General features: G+C 65.0%; 14 protein-coding genes. 11 read left to right on the forward strand and 3 right to left on the reverse strand.

Annotation, left to right across the window (positions count from 1 at the left end):
• The first annotated feature begins 44 nt into the window (after positions 1-44).
• Positions 45-2,939, forward strand: a complete 2,895-nt coding sequence (locus tag LG367_RS17340) for a TonB-dependent receptor plug domain-containing protein (protein WP_226470527.1) — start codon at positions 45-47, stop codon at positions 2,937-2,939.
• A gap of 80 nt (positions 2,940-3,019) precedes the next feature.
• Here the strand turns inward: LG367_RS17340 and LG367_RS17345 are convergent, their stop codons facing one another.
• Entirely contained in the window at positions 3,020-5,134 is a 2,115-nt protein-coding gene (locus LG367_RS17345; RefSeq protein WP_226470528.1) for a CocE/NonD family hydrolase, read from the reverse strand.
• On the opposite strand from LG367_RS17345, the gene LG367_RS17350 reads away from it, so the two are divergent.
• Complete coding sequence (locus LG367_RS17350; RefSeq protein WP_226470529.1) at positions 5,124-5,351, forward strand: hypothetical protein; 228 nt, start codon at positions 5,124-5,126, stop codon at positions 5,349-5,351. The genes LG367_RS17345 and LG367_RS17350 overlap by 11 nt on opposite strands.
• A 316-nt stretch (positions 5,352-5,667) precedes the next feature.
• On the opposite strand, the gene LG367_RS17355 is transcribed toward LG367_RS17350, so the two are convergent.
• Complete coding sequence (locus tag LG367_RS17355; RefSeq protein WP_226470530.1) at positions 5,668-7,719, reverse strand: 3-hydroxyacyl-CoA dehydrogenase NAD-binding domain-containing protein; 2,052 nt, start codon at positions 7,717-7,719, stop codon at positions 5,668-5,670.
• Between the two features lie 327 nt (positions 7,720-8,046).
• Here LG367_RS17355 and rpoE point away from each other — a divergent pair, with 327 nt between their 5' ends.
• From rpoE to recO, 9 genes are all read left to right on the forward strand, one after another.
• Positions 8,047-8,688: an RNA polymerase sigma factor RpoE gene (gene rpoE / locus LG367_RS17360; RefSeq protein WP_226470538.1), complete on the forward strand. Its 642-nt coding sequence runs from the start codon at positions 8,047-8,049 to the stop codon at positions 8,686-8,688.
• A 50-nt stretch (positions 8,689-8,738) separates the two neighbouring features.
• A complete protein-coding gene (locus LG367_RS17365) occupies positions 8,739-9,677 on the forward strand; it encodes a sigma-E factor negative regulatory protein (protein WP_226470531.1) in 939 nt (312 codons plus the stop codon).
• 75 nt (positions 9,678-9,752) lie between these two features.
• Complete coding sequence (locus tag LG367_RS17370) at positions 9,753-11,309, forward strand: Do family serine endopeptidase (protein ID WP_319004033.1); 1,557 nt, start codon at positions 9,753-9,755, stop codon at positions 11,307-11,309.
• Between the two features lie 236 nt (positions 11,310-11,545).
• On the forward strand, positions 11,546-13,339 hold the full coding sequence (gene lepA / locus LG367_RS17375; RefSeq protein WP_226470539.1) for a translation elongation factor 4: 1,794 nt from the start codon (positions 11,546-11,548) through the stop codon (positions 13,337-13,339).
• Between the two features lie 174 nt (positions 13,340-13,513).
• Complete coding sequence (gene lepB / locus LG367_RS17380) at positions 13,514-14,326, forward strand: signal peptidase I (RefSeq protein ID WP_226470532.1); 813 nt, start codon at positions 13,514-13,516, stop codon at positions 14,324-14,326.
• 51 nt (positions 14,327-14,377) lie between these two features.
• Positions 14,378-14,755 (forward strand): DUF4845 domain-containing protein, encoded by a 378-nt coding sequence (locus tag LG367_RS17385; RefSeq protein ID WP_226470533.1) that lies wholly within the window; start codon positions 14,378-14,380, stop codon positions 14,753-14,755.
• Entirely contained in the window at positions 14,727-15,419 is a 693-nt protein-coding gene (rnc, locus tag LG367_RS17390) for a ribonuclease III (RefSeq protein ID WP_425491005.1), read from the forward strand. The genes LG367_RS17385 and rnc overlap by 29 nt, the downstream gene beginning before the upstream one ends.
• Before the next feature lie 64 nt (positions 15,420-15,483).
• Positions 15,484-16,407 carry a GTPase Era gene (gene era, locus LG367_RS17395; protein ID WP_226470534.1) on the forward strand — a complete coding sequence of 308 codons (924 nt, stop codon included), beginning with the start codon at positions 15,484-15,486 and terminating at the stop codon, positions 16,405-16,407.
• 141 nt (positions 16,408-16,548) lie between these two features.
• Positions 16,549-17,310, forward strand: coding sequence for a DNA repair protein RecO (gene recO / locus LG367_RS17400; RefSeq protein ID WP_226470535.1), 762 nt, complete (start codon positions 16,549-16,551; stop codon positions 17,308-17,310).
• On the opposite strand, the gene LG367_RS17405 is transcribed toward recO, so the two are convergent.
• The gene (locus LG367_RS17405; RefSeq protein ID WP_226470536.1) at positions 17,286-17,996 is read right to left on the reverse strand and encodes a response regulator; all 711 of its coding nucleotides are present in this window, start codon (positions 17,994-17,996) and stop codon (positions 17,286-17,288) included. The two genes, recO and LG367_RS17405, sit on opposite strands and share 25 nt — an antisense overlap.
• Positions 17,997-18,429 lie beyond the last annotated feature (433 nt).

An 18,429-nucleotide genomic window follows, 5' to 3' on the forward strand; every position in this document is an offset into this window, starting at 1 on the left:
GCGGCGCCAAGCGTCGTTCCATCACTCATTTCCGAGATCCGTCCATGGCACAGACCATCCGTTTTCGCCGCCACATCCTGGCCAGTGCACTGCTGGCATTGATTTCATCGGCCTCCGTGGCCGCACAGGAAACCGAACCATCCACGGAAGGGAAGACCAAGGCCACCGAACTCGACACGGTGAGCGTCACGGGCTCGCGCATCAAACGCAGCGAGGTCGAAGGCCCCGCGCCGGTGACGATCATCACCGGCGAGCAGATCAAGGCGGAAGGTTTCACCACCGTCTACGAAGCCCTGACCACGTTGACCGAAGCCACCGGCAGCGTGCAGAACGATTACGACTGGGGACAAAGCTCGGTCAACGCCAGCCCGCTCAACCTGCGCGATCTCGGGCCGGGCCGCAGCCTGTTGCTGATCAACGGCCGTCGCGTCGCGGACTACCCGATGCCGTATCAGGGCAAGAGCAATTTCGCGAACTACAACAACATCCCGACCGGTATCGTCGAGCGCATTGAAGTGCTGTCCGGCGGCGCCTCCGCGATCTATGGTTCCGACGCCGTCGCCGGCGTGGTCAACGTCATCCTGAAGAAGGACATCGACGACGACACGCTGCGCGCGCGTTGGGGCACCAGCACCGAAGGCGGACGCATCGTCAAGGACATCTCCTGGTCCGGCGGCAAGCACGGCGACAAGTGGAGCCTCGCCTACACGTTCCAATACTTCGATCGTGGCGAGCTGCTCGCCAAGGATCGTCCGTTCATGGATTCGGAGCTGGATCGTCCGTATCGCGCTAGCGGACCCGAGGATCGCTTCTTCGGCACCGTCTACCAGCATCCGAGCAACGGCATCCGTTTGAGACGGGCCGACGGCAGTTTCTACTACGCACCGCCAGAAGGTGCCTGTGCCTCCAACGAAGGCGAGTTCTATACCCAGGCACGTCACAGATACGACCGCAACACCGGCACGGTGACGGAGCAGGGCGCGTATTGCGCCCAGTCGGCTGTATTCCGTTACTGGGGCTTGAAGAACGGCAGCAAGGACTTGTCGGGTTATCTGTACGGTAACTACGACTTCGACAACGGTCTGCAGGCCTGGGCGACAGTCGGTGTGTGGAAGTCGACCGGTGAAAGCAACACCTTCATGACGGCCTGGGGCAGCGAGAACTTCTACGATCCGAGGATCGAGGGAGGCACGGTTGCCCTGAACCTGGCGAAATTCTTCACGCCCGGCCAGATCGGTGGCGCTGATAACGCGCTCACGCGTTCCAACGAACTGTCATGGGATCTCTCGACCGGCCTGCGCGGCACGATGTTCCATGACCGCTTCGACTGGGAGTTCAGCCTGGGGCGCGGCGAGTACACGGTGGAGGAGAAGTTCCCGTCGATCCACGAAGCCAGGGCGGCGGAATACTTCCTGGGGCCGTCGCTGGGAGTCGGTCCCGATGGCAGCACGACCATCCGCATGCCCAACTACGACCGGCTCTGGTATCCGATCTCGCAGCATGACTACGAGAGGATCGCGGTGGTCGGCCGCAAGCGCGCGGAATCCTGGATCACCCAGGGCAGCTTCACCATGAGCGGCAATCTGTTCGAAGGCTGGGCGGGACCGATCGGCTTCGCCGGTACGTTGGAAATGGCGAAGCAGGGCTACAAGCTGCATCCCGATCCGAACACTTTGGGTGCCAGCCCCGTCTACTACACGCCGTTCGGCAACGTCGAGCAGGGCGGCGGCGAGCGCAAGCGTTACGCGGCGGGCGTGGAGTTCAAGATCCCGCTGTTGAAGACGCTGACACTGTCCACCGCCGCGCGCTACGACCGCTACGACGCGGTCGCCGACGATGCCGCCACGACTTGGAATGCCGGGCTCGAATGGCGCCCCTTCAGCAACCTGTTGCTGCGCGGCAGCTACGCCACCAGTTTCCGCGCGCCGGACATGCATTTCGTGTACGCCGACCCGAGCGTCAGCATTGCCGATCAGACCGATTACCTCACCTGCATCCGCAACGGTCGCTTGAACGGCGTCTGCAACCGGGACGACTGGTTGGTCGACAACCCGGAGATCTCGCGCGAGGGTTCGGAAGAGCTGAAGTACGAGGAAGGCGATTCGTTCACCTACGGCTTCGTCTGGGACATCATCGAGGGACTGTCGTTCAGTGCCGACTACTGGCGCATCAATCTCGAGAACCAGATCGACGATGTGGACGCCGACCAGGTGCTGAAGGACGAAGCCTACTGCCTGACCGGACAGACGCCGGATGGTTCGCCGCGTGTGGCGCCGCCCAGCGAACGGTTGTGCCAGATACAGATCGCTCGCGTGACGCGTAACGCCGCTGGCGAGGTGACCGGGGTCGTGGTGGGGCCGATCAATCGTGCCGAACAGAGCGTCAGCGGTGTCGACATGTCCTCACGCTACCGTCTGGCGACCGATCATTGGGGCACCTTTAATTTCTCGCTGAACTACACCCATCAGCGCAGCTACCGGTCGCGCCAGTACTCGGGCGATCCGTTTTTGGAGACGCGAGATATTGATCGCAAGCCGCGCTATAAGGGGCGCGCCAGCGTCGCCTGGGATAGTGGAAAGCGCTGGAACGCGACGATCTTCACCGACTGGATCAGCGGAACGAGAAGCGATCGTTACGGCGGCTGTACGCCGTTCGCGGATGGTTTCCGTCCGGAAGCGGTCAACGGTTGTACCGATACCGATCCGAACAGCCCGACCTACAACCAGAAGACGGAACTGGTGGATTACTACAACCAAGACAGGATCTACTGGAACGCCAGCGCGGGCTACAAGATCAACGACAACGCGACGATCAATCTCTACGTCAGCAACATCTTCAACAAGCACTATCAGGACAAGTGGTGCGGCGGTTTTGCGTATTGCGTCGCCGATCCGGTCGGGCGTGAGGTCGCTGCCGAGTTCGTCTACAAGCTGGATTGATGTTCGCCGCATGACAGGCGAGCCCGAATCATTCGGGCTCGCCTGCGGCAATCGGATCAGGGGGAATTAAGGCCACGATTTCATTGCGTCGGACACGCGTGCGAGCACGGCGTGTCGAAAGCCGATGCCGGGAAGATCGGCACGTTGATGAAGGACGGGGCGTTGCGGTTGTGCTGGATGCCGTAGACGCCGCCGATCAATGTGCCGAATTGGGTCAGTGTCGGGAACAGATGCGGCGTATCGGCGGTGGTGATGGTGACGCGCAGATGCGAGCCTGCGGGAATCCTGGCGAAGGTCGGCGTCACCTCGATGTCGTATCGGGTGACCGCTCCCCAGAACAACGGATAGGTGAGTCCCAGCGGCGGTGCCGGTACGCTCTGCTGCTTCGCCTGGGTGAAGTAGGCGTAAGGCTGGAGCGGTTCGCCGTTGTTCGCATACCAGGTCCTGCTGGTGTCGAGCGCGCGATGCGATCCCAACAGCGCGCCGTTGCTGATGGGAAATGAATTGCCGTTCGGCGCGACCTGTTCGATCGTCGCCACCAGTTGGATGTCGCTGGGCAACGTGCCCGGCAGGCGCGACAGCGAGGCGTAGATCGCCGCATCGATCGGACCGGCGATCACCATGTCCTGAGTGAAGGCCGGTGTGGTGTAAGTCAGGCCGCCGAGGCTCATGGTCGAGTCGTTGCTGGAGCCGGTGTTGAGGCACGGGATGTCGACGCCGAACAGTCCGCTGAGCAGTGCCGGCGTACCGGCCCACCATTGATTCGTCTGCACGTTGCACGGAGAAGAGAACAGCTTGTGCTTGAGCTGGTTGAAGCCGCTGCTGACCGTGGGCAACGACGTGGTGAGCAGGCCATCGTTCCAGGCGAAGCTGGTGGTGTCGGGCGAGCGCTGGCCACTGAAATAGAACTTGCTGGCCTGATTGCCTTGCAGCGGCCAGGTCTTGCCGCCGCGCCAGACACCGGCGGTCTGGTTGAGTGCGTCGCCGGGGCCGGACATCTGGTACAGATGCAGCGGGTTGCTCTCATGCCGCAGCGGCGTGTCCATGTCGTACAGCCAGGTGTCGAACCATTCCAGCATGAGCGGACGGATCACCTGGATGTCGGTGGTCGTATGCGTCCAGTCGCCCATGATCAGCTGATAGCGCGGCGTGACGGCCTGGCCGGGCAGCATCGGCGCTTCCGCTGGCCGTCCCGCGGACAGATTCTGCAGGCCGACGTAGTTGTGCAGAGCGCCTCTCGGAAACAGATCGCGCCAGCTGCCCACGGCGAAGATCGGGATGTCGGTCGCGGCGATCTTGTCCAACTGGCTGGCCACGCTGCGCGAATACCAGTAATCCTGATCGTAGGCGCGTGGTCCGTTGAAGTTCGCCTCGAGCACGGTCGGAATGACGAACTGATTCCACTGCTGGACGTGCTGCAGCTCGGTCGGGATGAGATTGAAGATGCCTTCGGCGAGTGCTTCGGTATCGTTGTTGAGCACGGCCTGCAGCACCGGACCCAAGGCCGGATTCACCAGTCCCAACAACGGAATGGTGTTGAGGCCGATCGTGTAATCGAACGCGACGTTGGGAATGCCGCCCTGCGTGAACAGCTCGCGATAGAGATTGTTGTCGGCGAAGATCGGGAACGCCGCCTTCACTGGCGAGCCTTTGGGCAATTTCGCCATGGTGTTGTAGGCCACCATGCCCATGTACGAAAGGCCGAACAGACCGACCTTGCCACTGGAATTGGGTAGCGAGGCGGCCCAGTGGACCATCGCGACACCGTCGGTGGCTTCCTTCGGCTGGAACAGTTCCCACACGCCTTCGGATTGGCCGGTGCCGCGAATGTCGCTGACCACCACGATGTAGCCATGCTTGACCAGGAACGGGACGTCGGTGGCGGAGATGCCGGCGACCTGGGGGCCGATCAGCGGATCGAGGATCGCGCCGAGCAGGGCGAGGTGGCCGGTGTTGTCGGGATCTAAATTGCCCGAGATTTGCACCAGCTGCTTGCCGTAAACGGTTTGCTGCAACAGCACCGGGAACGCGCCGGTGGCACGCTGGCCGGTGGTTGGATCGGTCGGGTAGTAGACGTCGGCACGCAGGCGCACGCCATCGTCCATCGTGACGACGCGATCGGTGTCCTTGCCCATGCCATACAGCGCGGGGCGGTCGTACACGGCATCACCAACCGGAACGCTGTTGGCGATCACGCCGCTGGCCGTCGTGGTGATCGGAGTCGATATCGCGGGATTTGTCGTTGTGCTGCCAATCGGTGCCGATTGTGTTTGCAGCAATGAGGGTACCGAAGCCGCGGCAAGCGCGGACACCAAGGCCAATGCAGCCAAAGACCAGAAAACCGGGTGCCGGCGTCGCGGCGAATTCCTGCGTGACGCCGTGTCTGTGTCCGGCGTGTCCTTCGTGCGTTGAATTTTCACTAGCGAGGCCCCTCCCAGGGTTGTCTGTTCCCTCGCTGAAATTCCTGTCGATCGAGGTCCTAGTCTTGGACCTTGCACGAGAAGCTCATCCTGAGCGAATGCGGACGCGGAATCTGGCGAGAGTGGTTGCGATGGACGCGTGCGATGCGTCCGGCGGCAGTCTCGCCGCGTCATGGGAGGCGCGTGATCTCAAAAAGTGACAACCGGCTTAGCGCTTCGGGCCAGCCGATATTGCCATGCAGCATGGCCGCATGGTGCTGCCGATGCGGCGAATGCGCGAGGCTTCGCCGCATGCGTATCGCGTTTGCTTATCGCAGTGCGGGCGAATCCCAGCCGGGACGCGGCGCGAAACGATCGCCGTACTTCGCCTGCAATGCCTTCAGCCGTTCCAGCATCGCATCGGCGCCGGTCTCGCGGATGTACTGCATCGGGCCGCCGCGGAACGGCGCGAAGCCGCTGCCGAAGATCATGCCCGCGTCGATCAGATCGGTGTCGGCGACCACGCCGTCGTGCAGCACGGCCACGCCTTCGTTGAGCAGCGGCAGAATCAGGCGATCCTCGAGATCCTCCGGCACCTTGTAGTCCTTCGGCACCTCGGGCTTCTTCGGCTTGCCGTTTTCCCAGACGTAAACGCCTTGGCCGTCCTTCTTGCCGCGCTTGCCGGGCTCCGGTGCCGTGGCCAGCGCTGGCGGTGCCTGCAAGCCGAGGAACGGCGCCAGTTCCTGCAACACGTTGTAGGCGATGTCGTGGCCGACCACGTCGAGCAGTTCCACAGGTCCGAGCGGCATGCCGAACTTCACCGCGACCTTGTCGATCACCGCGCCGGGAATGCCTTCGGCATACGCCGTCGCCGCTTCGAGCAGATAGGGGAACAGCAGGCGATTGAGCAGGAAGCCCGGCGTGCCCGCCACCGGCAGCGGCAGCTTGCCGATCGCATTGCAGAAGGCGGCCAAGCGTTGCTGCGTTTCCGGCGCCATCGTGTCGTGGTGGATGATTTCCACCAGCGGCATCAGCGGCACGGGATTGACGAAGTGCAGGCCGGCGAATTGCGCCGGGCGACGGATGTGCTCGCGCAGTTCGGTCAGCGGAATCGCGGAGGTGTTCGTGGTGAGCAGCGCATCGGGTTTCAGGCGCGGCTCGACGGCATCGTAGAGTTCGCGCTTGGCTTCCGACCGTTCGATGATCGCCTCGATGACGAGATCGGCGTTCGGAATGCCATCGCCGTTGAGATCGGACTTCAGACGCGCGGCGACTTCCGGACGCTTGGCTTCGTCCTTCACTTTCTTCGCGAACAGTTCCTGCGCGCGCGCCATCGCCTTGTCGATGTATTCCTGCTCGCGATCCTGCAGCGTGACCTCGAAGCCCTTGTACGCCGACCAGGATGCGATGTCGCCGCCCATCACGCCGGCGCCGACCACGTGCACGTGCTTGATGCCCGATTCTTTTCCGCCGAGCGCCTTCATGCGTTCCTGCAGGAAGTAGATGCGCACCAGATTGCGCGCGGTGGGCGTGCTCGCCAGCTTCACCACCGTCTTGCGTTCGGCCGCGAGCAGCGACTGCATGCCGCCGCTGCTGCGGCGCCACGTCTCGATCATCGCGAACGGAGCGGGGTAGTGATCCTTGCGTGCCTTGCGCGCGACCTGCTTGGTTAGCGTGGGCGCGAGTGCCTGACGCACGAGCCAGGTGTTCGTGATCCAGGCGAGGAAGCGTTGCTTGAACGGACGCTGCGCGCCCTTGTGAACGAGTTCGACGGCCGCGTCGAGCAATTGCGCCGGATCGACGACCTTGTCGACCAATCCGACCGCCTTCGCCGCGCTGGCGGACAGCGTGCGTCCGGTCAGCATCAGGTCGAACGCGGCCGGCGCGCCGATCAGGCGCGGCAGCCGCACGCTGCCGCCCCAGCCCGGAATGATGCCGAGCTTCACTTCGGGCAGACCGATGCGGGTGCCGGGATCGTTGCTGGCGACGCGATAGCGGCAGGCGAGGGTGACCTCGGTGCCACCGCCCATGGCGAAGCCGTGGATCGCGGCCACCGTGGGGCAGCGCAGATCGGCCAGGCGCTGGAACGCGACTTGGCCGCGGCGGATGGAATCGCCGATCACGCCCTTGGCGTCGAGTTCCTGGAATTCATGGATGTCGGCGCCGGCGATGAAGCCCTTGGCCTTGCCGGAGCGCAGGATGAGTCCCTTGGGCGGATCGATCGACAGACGCTCCAGCAGGGCGTCCAGTTCGAGGATCACCGCCTGCGAGAAGGTGTTGACCGACTCACCGGCGCGGTCGAGGGTCAGCACGACGATGCCGTCGTCACGCTGCTCGGCTTGCCAATGGCTGAAGCGCAGTCCGTCGAGCCCTGCAATCATGGGTGCCATCCGTTAAGGTGAGGAGAGGAGGAGGAACTGTAAACGTTATCGCAAAGGCGGCTGAACAACGCTCGGCAGCCTCGGGGATGACGATGACAGGCTCCTTATGATCCCGTCGAGGTTCTGGCGACGTCAAATGAGCGTTTGAAAGTCGGCTGAAAGCGTTTTCCTCCCGGTCGAGCGTGATTCACACGGACATGGCTTGCGGCAGTGGTGCCGCGGCCCCAGATGGGATGAAGCTGCGACGAATTGCAATTGGAACTTTCCCCTGTGTCGAAGGTCATATCGCCCAGCCAACAGGCAGGGCTCTCGAGGAGCACCGGCCCGATGGCCGAAGTCGTGGAACCACAACAAGGTCGGCAGGAGCCCAACCAGGAACTTGACCAGGAATTGGTCAGGCGCGTGCAACGCGGCGACAGCGCGGCTTTCGATCTGCTGGTGCGCAAGTACCAGCATCGAGTGGCGGCGTTGATCGGGCGTTACATCTCCGATTGGAGCGAATGCCAGGACGTGGCCCAGGAAACCTTCATCCGCGCGTATCGCGCGATTGGTAATTTCCGTGGCGACGCCCAGTTCTATACCTGGCTGCACCGTATCGCCGTGAATACCGCAAAGAACCATCTCGTCGCCCACAACCGCCGTCCTCCCACGGAGGACATCGATATCGGAGATGCGGAGCAGTTCGATTCCGGCATACGCCTGCGCGACACCGACACGCCGGAGCGCGAACTCGCGCGCCAGCAGATGGAACAAACCGTGATGCGCGCGGTCGAAGCATTACCGGAAGAACTCCGGCTGGCCATCACCCTGCGCGAAGTGGACGGATTGAGCTACGAAGAAATCGCACAACGCATGGATTGCCCGATCGGCACGGTGCGCTCGCGCATCTTCCGGGCACGCGAGGCGATCGATGTGGAACTCAAACCATTGATGGACAGCGAAAGCACGCGGCAGCGGGCGGCCCGCTGACCGGACCCGACATTTTCCAGTCAAGACGTCAGGCAAGACACCCGAGCGATATGAACCAAGCGCAACCCGACAAACTCTACGACCATCACCGTCAGCAACTCTCGGCGATGCTGGATGGCGAGCTCGCTCCCGACGAGGCCAGATTCATGCTGCGTCGCCTGGAGCACGACAGCGAACTGGCCACGTGCTGGGAGCGTTGGCAGGTCTGCGGCGACATCCTGCGCGGGCGTCACGACGCCTTGCTTCCGGCGGGGTTTTCGCAGCGCGTGCTCCTGGCCATCACCGAGACGGAAGCCGTGCCGCAGCTGGCGGTCGCGCAGGATGGGAACGCCGCGCGGCGTCCACGCTGGGGACGCTGGGGCAGTGGTGCGGCACTGGCCGCGTCGGTGGCGGTAGCGGCCCTGTTCGTGGCGCGCCAGCCGGGTTCCGACCCGCTGGAGCCTTCCACGTCCGCGCCCTCCATGCAGATGGCCGCGACATCGGGGCCGCAGCCGGCACCGGTACGCACAGAGACGCCATCGGCGCCCGCGCCGACCGCGCCCGATACCGCGACGCTCGCCGCCGCCACGGTCGCCTTGGCCGACGTGCCGCGCCGAGCCATCGAACGCCGTTCGCGCCCGCAGCGCGAAAGCGCGCGTAGCGCGACCGAACGCCTGGTCGCCGCCGCGGCGCCCACGCCTGCTTCCGCCGTGCTGGATCAGTCCTCGGTGCCTCTGAACACGACTCCCATGACCACGACCGTCGCGCTGGCGGGAGCGTCGGCACAGGAGGCCGCATCGGTGCCGCAGGCCAACGATCCCTTCGTCACGCAATCGGCGCAGTCGCGACCGTGGCCGCGCACGATCCTGGGCGACTACACGGGCAACGGCGCGCTCAACGCCAGCTACGGCACCAGCGGCGGCAATCCCTTCCTGCAGCCGCATCTCGACCCGTCGCAGACGGGAGCGCAGCCGCAGGCGGCCGCTGGCCGGACGACCGGGCCGCGCTGACATCGCGCGCCCGGGCCTTGACGGCCCATCCTCTATTCTTTTCCTTCAACCTCATTTGTCGAGGACGCTTCCCCGATGAAAGCCCCGCTGCAAGCTGCGATCCTGATCGCCCTGACCGCCACCGCGACCACCGCGATCGTGTTGCCGGTCGCGACCGCGCAACAGTCCACGCAATCCACCGCGCCGGCGCCGGTCGTGGTCGGATTGCCCGATTTCACCCAGCTGGTCTCGCAGGTGGGGCCGGGCGTGGTCAACATCGTCGCCGAGGTGGGTGGCAAGCCCGCCACGCGTCGCGCGCGCGGACAGCAGCAGCCGCAGATGCCGGACGAGGAGGACATCCCGGAAATCTTCCGCCGCTTCTTCGGCCCTGGCGTTCCGTTCCCCGGTAACCCGGGCGGGCCGGACGGCCCCGGCAACGGTCCGCGCGGCACTTCGATGGGCTCGGGATTCATCATTTCTCCCGATGGCTACGTGCTGACCAACCATCACGTCGTCGACGACGCCGATTCGGTCACGGTCAAGCTGACCGATCGCCGCGAGTTCAAGGCCAAGGTGGTCGGCACCGACGAGCCCTCCGACATCGCCCTGCTCAAGATCGATGCCAGCAACCTGCCGGCGTTGCGCATCGGCGACTCCAACAAGCTCAAGCCGGGACAGTGGGCGGTGGCGATCGGTTCGCCGTTCAACCTCGATCATTCGGTGACCGCCGGCATCATCAGCGCGGTCGGGCGCAGCAACCCCTACGCCAACCAGCGCTACGTGCCCTTCATCCAGACCGACGTCGCCATCAACCAGGGCAACTCCGGCGGACCGCTGCTCAACACCAGCGGCGAGGTGGTCGGCATCAACTCGCAGATCTTCTCCAACTCCGGCGGCTACATGGGCGTGAGCTTCGCCATCCCGATCGATCTGGCGATGAATACGGTCAAGCAGCTCAAGGCGACCGGCAAGGTCAGCCGCGGCATGGTCGGCGTGACGCTGGAGCCGATCACCGCCGAGAAGGCCAAGGGCTTCGGATTGCCGGACACGCGCGGCGCGCTGATCAATGACGTGACGCCCGGCGGCCCCGGCGAGAAGGCCGGCCTGCAGCCCGGTGACGTGATCCGCACGATCAACGGCACGACCATCAACCAGTCCAGCGACGTGCCGCCGATGATCGGCGCCATGACGCCGGGCACCCGCGTCCAGCTCGGCGTCCTGCGCGAAGGCAAGACGCGCGACTACACGCTGACGCTGGCCGAGCTCAACGAAGGATTGGCCGGTGGCGCGGGTTCGCGCCAGGATCAGGGCGGGGCGCCGCGCGGTCCTTCGGCGAAATCGTCCAATTCGCTGGGCCTGATCGGTCAGGATCTCAGTGCCGACGATCGCCGTCAGGCCGGTCTGCAATCCGGCGAGGGCGTGGGCATCGCCCGCATCGAAGGCATCGCCGCGCGTGAGGCCGGCCTGCAGCCGGGCGACGTGGTGCTCCGGGTCGGCGGCACGGCTGTCGGCAGCGCCGCCGCGCTCGATCGCGCCCTGTCCGGCGTCAAGATCGGGCAGACGGTGATGCTGCTGGTACGGCGTGGCACCAGTTCTCAGTTCGTCGCGGTGACGCCGCGCGCGGACAACGGCGACGGGGACGACGAGGGCTGATTCTCGCGTTCTCCCCGGACCAGGTCGACGCTGTGTGAAGCGGGCGAGGGCGGGAGCATTCCGGCCGATGGGCACATCCCTCGGCGAGTGATTTCCCGCCCGATCCGCCAGCCGCCTGACAGGCGGTTTCCGGCCTCTTCCGAAGGGAGAAGGAAAAAGCGGGGACCGTGCGATAATCTCCTGCTTTATCGCATCGGCCGTTCGACGGCCCCCACTGCCGCCCTATGTCCGACCCGATGCGGAATATCCGCAACTTCTCCATCATCGCCCACGTCGACCACGGCAAGTCGACCCTGGCCGACCGCATCATCCAATTGTGCGGCGGTCTAGAAGCGCGCGAGATGGAAGCGCAAGTGCTCGACAGCAACCCGATCGAGCGCGAGCGCGGCATCACCATCAAGGCGCAGTCCGTCTCGCTGCCGTACAAGGCGCGGGACGGGCAGGTCTATCAGCTCAACTTCATCGACACGCCCGGCCATGTCGACTTCAGCTACGAAGTCAGCCGCTCGCTGGCCGCCTGCGAAGGCGCGCTGCTGGTGGTCGACGCCGCCCAGGGCGTGGAAGCGCAGTCGGTGGCCAACTGCTACACCGCGGTGGAGCAGGGCCTGGAGGTGGTGCCGATCCTCAACAAGATCGACCTGCCCACCGCCGACATCGAACGTGCCAAGGCCGAGATCGAGGCCGTGATCGGCATCGACGCCACCGACGCTGTCGCCATCAGCGCCAAGACCGGTTTGAACGTCGAGGAAGTGCTGGAAGCGATCGTGCATCGCATCCCGCCGCCCAAGCCGCGTGATACCGATCGCCTGCAGGCGCTGATCATCGATTCCTGGTTCGACAACTACCTCGGCGTGGTCTCGCTGGTGCGCGTCATGCAGGGCGAGATCGTCCCCGGCAGCAAGATCCAGGTGATGTCGAGCGGGCGCGTCCATCAGGTCGACCAGGTCGGCGTGTTCACGCCCAAGCGCAAGGTGCTGACCAAGCTCGGCGCCGGCGAGGTGGGCTGGATCAACGCCAGCATCAAGGACGTGCATGGCGCGCCGGTCGGCGACACTCTCACGCTGGCTTCGCTGCCGGCCGAAAAACCGCTGCCGGGTTTCCAGGAAATGCAGCCGCGCGTGTTCGCCGGCCTGTTTCCGGTCGACGCCGAGGATTATCCGGCGCTGCGCGAGGCATTGGAGAAACTGCGCCTCAACGACGCCGCGCTGCGCTTCGAGCCGGAAAGCTCCGATGCGATGGGCTTCGGCTTCCGCTGCGGCTTCCTCGGCATGCTGCACATGGAGATCGTGCAGGAGCGCCTGGAGCGCGAGTACGACCTCAATCTCATCACCACCGCGCCGACCGTCGTCTATGAAGTGCTGAAGACGGACGGCAGCACGATGCCGCTCGAAAATCCGGCCAAGCTGCCGCCGGTGAATCAGGTGGAGGAGATCCGCGAGCCGATCATTCGCGCCAACATCCTCACGCCGCCGGACTACGTCGGCAACGTGATCACCTTGTGCGAGGAGAAGCGCGGCGCGCAGATCGGCATCACCTATCTCGGCAGCCAGGTGCAGATCAGCTATGAACTGCCGATGGCCGAGGTGGTGCTGGATTTCTTCGACAAGCTGAAGTCGGTCTCGCGCGGTTACGCCTCGCTGGACTATCACTTCGTGCGCTTCGACGCCGGCCCGTTCGTGCGCGTGGACACGCTGATCAACGGCGACAAGGTCGACGCGCTGAGCATCATCGTCCATCGCAGCCACGCCGACCGTCGCGGCCGCGAACTGACCGAGAAGATGCGCGAGCTGATCCCGCGGCAGATGTTCGACGTCGCCATCCAGGCGGCGATCGGCGCGCAGGTCATCGCCCGCAGCACGGTGAAGGCGATGCGCAAGAACGTGCTGGCCAAGTGCTACGGCGGCGACGTCTCGCGCAAGAAGAAACTGCTGGAGAAACAGAAGGAAGGCAAGAAGCGGATGAAGCAGGTCGGACGCGTGGAGATTCCTCAGGAAGCCTTCCTGGCGGTGCTGCAGGTGGATAGCAAGTAGTTTGCATTTCCCTTCTCCCTCCGGGAGAAGGTGCCCCGAAGGGGCGGATGAGGGAGGAACAGTTCCGAACCACAGAACCGTTTCCGGCCCGATCATTCCCCTTCCCTCATCCGGCGCTTCGCGCCACCTTCTCCCAGGGGGAGAAGGGAAATCAGAAGCGTCAAAGGAACAAGCATGAGATGGTTTGAAATCGCATTGGTCGTGGCGACGCTGGCTTCCGGCTTCATCTGGCTGGTCGACAAGCTGTTCTTCGCCGCCGCGCGCAAGCGCAACGCCGGATTGCTCGACGAGGGCCGTGACCCGATCGTCGTCGATTACGCCAAGGCCTTCTTCCCGGTGCTGGCGATCGTGCTGATCCTGCGCAGCTTCGTGGCGGAACCGTTCCGGATCCCGTCCAACTCGATGATGCCGACCCTGCTCACCGGCGATTTCATCCTCGTCAACAAGTTCACCTACGGCCTGCGCCTGCCGATCACCAACACCAAGATCCTCTCGATCGGCGAGCCCAAGCGCGGCGACGTGGTGGTGTTCAAGCCGCCGCAAAGCCCGGATCAGGACTGGATCAAGCGCATCATCGGCCTGCCGGGCGACACCGTTGCCTACAAGAACAACCAGGTCTACGTGAACGGCGTGCCGTTCGCGTACAAGCGCGTCGGCGAGTACGTCGGCAAGGGCAGCGGCGCCGACATGACCGGTGCCACCGAGCTCACCGAGGAGCTGCCGGGTCGCCCGCATTCGGTGCTGGAGTTCGACAAGGCCATCTTCGTCGACCAGGGCGAGGGCGAGTGGACGGTCCCGCCGGGCCACTACTTCGTGATGGGCGACAACCGCGACCGCAGCGACGACGCCCGCTTCTGGGCCTTCCACTTCCTGCCCGAGCAGAACATCCGCGGCAAGGCCTTCATGATCTGGCTGAACTGCGACAGCATCGGCAATCTGTGCAAAAACAACTTCGACACCTCGCGGATCGGCAACGGCATCCAGTAACGTAAGGGCGGGGCAACGAACACTGTCACTGTCATTGGGGGAAAAATGGCCATGAGACGCACACAACGCGGAATGTCCTTGCTCGGCTTCGTCATCACGCTGTGCGTGGCGGGGCTCTTCGTCTATTTCGGGATGCGGGTGTTCCCGATGTACTACGAGTACTACTCGGTGAAGCAGGCGCTGAAGGGCTTGCAGAACGAGCCGGGGATCGCCGAACAGGACGTGGGCAGCATCAAGACCCTGTTTTTCAGGCGTCTGGACATCAGCTATTCCGAGAACGTGAAGCCGCAGAACGTCAAGCTCGAGCGCGGCGAGAACGGCGGCTGGAAGATGACCGTCGATTACGAGATTCGCAAACCGCTGTTCGCCAATCTCGATATCGTCGGCAAGTTCCATGCCGATGGCACCCTCGGCCGCAATGGGAACTGATGGCAACCGCCAATACGCGGGCCATGCTTTCGCCGATCGCGGACTCCTGACACAGGCGCTGACCCACCGCAGCGCCGGCACCCCGCACAACGAACGCCTCGAATTCCTGGGCGACGCCGTGGTGGGGCTGATCGTGGCCGAGGCGCTGTACCGCCGCTGGCCGAAGGCCGACGAGGGCGCCCTCACGCGCGCCCGCGCCGAGCTGGTGCGCGAATCCTCGCTCGCCGCCATCGCGCGGAGCCTGGACATCGGCGCCGACCTCATCCTCGGCCCCGGCGAGATGAAATCCGGCGGCCACCGCCGCGATTCGATCCTCTCCGACGCGCTCGAAGCGCTGGTCGGCGCGATCTACCTCGACGCCGGCTTCGAGGCCTGCCGGCGCGTGGTGTTGCCATGGTTCGAGGACGCGGTCAACGAAACGCCTGCGGGCAAGGTCGACAAGGATGCAAAGACCAGGCTGCAGGAATGGCTGCAGGCGCGGCAGCGCGCGTTGCCGGTCTACGAGCTGGTGGCCGAATCCGGCGACGACCACGCCAAATCCTTCCGTGTGTCCTGCACGGTCGTCGAGCCGCCGTTGTCGGCGGTCGGCGAGGGCAGTTCGCGCCGGGCCGCCGAACAGACCGCCGCCGAGGCGGTGCTGACCCTGCTCGAAACCGCGGCGTAACCGTTTCACGGTCGATTGCGGCAGCCGGCGGCGTCCCGCACGCCGGTACCGGTAGAATTCCGCCATGTCCCCAACTTCCTTCCGCGCCGGACAGGTGGCCGTGATCGGCCGCCCCAATGTCGGCAAGTCCACGCTGGTCAACGCCCTGGTCGGCGCCAAGGTCAGCATCGTCTCCAATCGGCCGCAGACCACCCGGCATCGGCTGCTCGGTATCGCCACTTTCTCTGGACAGGATGGCCCGCAGGGGCAGTTGCTGCTGGTCGATACCCCCGGCCTGCACCGCGAGCAGGGCAAGTACTCGGCCTCGGCCATGAACCGCATGATGAATCGCGCCGCGCGCGGCGCGCTGGAAGGCGTCGACGCGGCGGTGCTGGTGGTGGTGGCCGGACGCTGGGACGAGGAGGACACGCTCGCCTTCGAAGCCTTGCGCGATGCCGGCGTACCGGCGGTGCTGGTGGTCAACCAGATCGACAAGCTGCGCGACAAGAGCACGCTGCTGCCTTACCTGCAGCGCGTGACCGAGGGCCGCGAATTCGCCGGCGTGCATCCGATCTCCGCGCTCAAGCGCAATGGCCTGGAAGCGCTCACCGCCACGCTGCTGTCGCTGGTGCCGGAACAGCCGGCGCTGTACGCCGAGGACGAGATCACCGACAAGAGCCAGCGCTTCCTCGCCGGCGAGATGGTGCGCGAGCAGCTGATGCGCCAGCTCGGTGCCGAGTTGCCGTATGCGACCACCGTGGAAATCGAATCCTTCACCGTCGACGGCGCGATGCTGCGCATCGGCGCGGTGATCTGGGTCGAACGCGATGGCCAGAAGGCCATCGTCATAGGCAAGGGCGGAACGCGTCTGCGCGAGATCGGCAGCAAGGCGCGGCAGCAGATGGAGCGTCTGTTCGACGCGAAGGTATTTCTCGAAACCTGGGTGCGGGTGCGCCAAGGCTGGTCGGACGACGAGGCCGCGCTGCGTAGCCTCGGCTATCACGACTGAAGCAGGCTTCGTGATGCTGGCAGGCAATGCGTTCTTGCTCGTCATTCCCGCGAAGGCGGGAATCCATGGACTTTCGCAAGGCCAAAGTAAAGCCAACAGCAACGTCCATGGATTCCCGCCTTCGCGGGAATGACGAGCGATATGCGTCTGACTGCACAACCGGCCTACGTCCTGCACGCGCGTCCCTGGCGCGAGACCAGCCTGCTGCTGGAAGTCCTGAGCGCCGATCACGGCCGCCTCGGCCTGGTCGCGCGCGGCGTGCAGGGACCGAAGCGACACGTGCTGCGCGCCGCGCTGCAGCCGTTGCAGCACATCCGCTTCGATGCCGTGCAGCGCGGCGAGCTGGCATTGCTGACGCATGCCGAAGCCATCGACGTCGCCCCGCAGCTCGTCGATAACGCCATGCTGGCCAGCTTCTACATCAACGAATTGCTGCTGCGCCTTGCGCCGCGCCAGGACCCGCACACGGAGCTGTACGCGATCTACGGCCAGACGCGCGAACGCCTGCGCACGCAGGCGCCGCTCGCCTGGACGTTGCGGCGCTTCGAACGCGATCTGCTGGAAGCGCTCGGCTTCGGTTTCGATTTGTCGCATGACGGCGACGGCACACCGCTCGATCCGGCCGCGCGCTATCACCTCGATCCCGAACACGGACCGCGACGCTTGCTCAGCGAGCGCGACGGTGGCGGCGAGCGTGACCGCACCGCCACAGGGCGCGCCCTGCTGGCGCTGGCCGCCGACACCGAAACCCCGCCGCAAGTGGAAGAACTGGCCGGGCTGCGCCGCGCGATGCGCGCGGTGATCGCGCATCATCTCGGCGGTCGCGGGCTGAAATCGTGGGAACTGATCGGCGAGATCGGTCGTCTCGTCACCAGACCTCAGCGCGACGACAACGTGTCCTGAGCCACGGCGAGGAAGTCCGCCAGCGCTTCCGGCGAGTCCGGCGCGCCATGCAGCACCGCGACCGTCGCATCCAGGCGCATCGCACCGACGAAGCCGCAGCTGGCGCGCAGTCTGTGCAAGGAGGCGCGCATGGCGTCCAGGTCACGATCGTGCGCCGCCGCGGCGATGGTGTCGCGTGTGGCGGGTAGCTCCTCGAGGAACAGGCCGCGCAAGGCATCGACGTGCGCGCGCTGCCCGTTGAGCGCGGTCAATGCCTTGGCGTCGTCCCAGAGAGGAAGCGCGCCCGCCTGATCGTTCGCGGGCATGGCGACATCAAAAGAAGAAGCCTCATCGTTCGCGGTCGCACTGCGGATCGCTGCCTGCAGCGCCGTGGCGGTGAGCGGCTTCACCAGGACATCGGCGAAACCGGCCTCGCGCAGCCGTGCGAGCGTGTCCTGCTCGCACGCGGCCGTATGCGCGAGTACGGCGGTGCCTTGCCGTTGCGGTTCCTCGAGCAGCATCGCGCCCTGGCCGTCCGGCAGATTCGCGTCGACCAGCCACAGATCGTAGGTCTGCGTGCGAATGCGGTCGCGCGCGGCCGCCAGGCAGTCGACCGCATCCACGCGAGCGGGCAGGGCTTCGGCGGCGGCCGTCAGGAAGGCCCGCGTGACCGGATCGTCCTCGACGAGAAGGATGCGGGGCGTCATGGAGGCGTCATGGATCTTGACGGGTTGTCGGTATGCTAGGGCCTGTCGTCATGTCCGGAGTGGGTCGCGTTGCTTCTCGGTGGCCGTCAGGTGGTGTTGTGCGGCGCAGCGCCTTGCTGTCTGCAAGGTCAAGCCGCGCGGCGCCGCATGGCGGCCACCGAGAAGCAACCCGAAGGGCCGGGCCTGGGGGCACGCGATGCCGCGTCATCGTTCGTGCGTGTATCGACATACACTTCCTCACTCTTCCTTGCCTCGCATGCCCCCAGGCCCGGCGCGACCCACTCCGGACATGACGACAGGCCCTGGGCCATGTCGCGGGCGATCCTACACCTGTTGCTGTCGACGCTGTGTGCCTTCGCCGTGCCCGCCGATGCGCGCGTGCTCACGGCGAAGATCGCTCGCGTCACCACCCCGGTCGCCACCTTGCAGGGCG

Origin of the sequence: Luteimonas panaciterrae, assembly GCF_020511115.1 — a bacterium.
GTDB classification, from domain to species: domain Bacteria; phylum Pseudomonadota; class Gammaproteobacteria; order Xanthomonadales; family Xanthomonadaceae; genus Luteimonas; species Luteimonas panaciterrae.

Excerpts from the sequence above, each read along its gene's own strand:
- LG367_RS17340 (WP_226470527.1), top strand. The coding sequence starts at position 45 with ATGGCACAGACCATCCGTTTTCGCCGCCACATCCTGGCCAGTGCACTG.
- LG367_RS17355 (WP_226470530.1), bottom strand. The coding sequence starts at position 7,719 with ATGATTGCAGGGCTCGACGGACTGCGCTTCAGCCATTGGCAAGCCGAG.
- rpoE (WP_226470538.1), top strand. The coding sequence starts at position 8,047 with ATGGCCGAAGTCGTGGAACCACAACAAGGTCGGCAGGAGCCCAACCAG.
- LG367_RS17365 (WP_226470531.1), top strand. The coding sequence starts at position 8,739 with ATGAACCAAGCGCAACCCGACAAACTCTACGACCATCACCGTCAGCAA.
- LG367_RS17370 (WP_319004033.1), top strand. The coding sequence starts at position 9,753 with ATGAAAGCCCCGCTGCAAGCTGCGATCCTGATCGCCCTGACCGCCACC.
- lepA (WP_226470539.1), top strand. The coding sequence starts at position 11,546 with ATGCGGAATATCCGCAACTTCTCCATCATCGCCCACGTCGACCACGGC.
- lepB (WP_226470532.1), top strand. The coding sequence starts at position 13,514 with ATGAGATGGTTTGAAATCGCATTGGTCGTGGCGACGCTGGCTTCCGGC.
- LG367_RS17385 (WP_226470533.1), top strand. The coding sequence starts at position 14,378 with ATGAGACGCACACAACGCGGAATGTCCTTGCTCGGCTTCGTCATCACG.
- rnc (WP_425491005.1), top strand. The coding sequence starts at position 14,727 with ATGGCACCCTCGGCCGCAATGGGAACTGATGGCAACCGCCAATACGCG.
- era (WP_226470534.1), top strand. The coding sequence starts at position 15,484 with ATGTCCCCAACTTCCTTCCGCGCCGGACAGGTGGCCGTGATCGGCCGC.
- recO (WP_226470535.1), top strand. The coding sequence starts at position 16,549 with ATGCGTCTGACTGCACAACCGGCCTACGTCCTGCACGCGCGTCCCTGG.
- LG367_RS17405 (WP_226470536.1), bottom strand. The coding sequence starts at position 17,996 with ATGACGCCCCGCATCCTTCTCGTCGAGGACGATCCGGTCACGCGGGCC.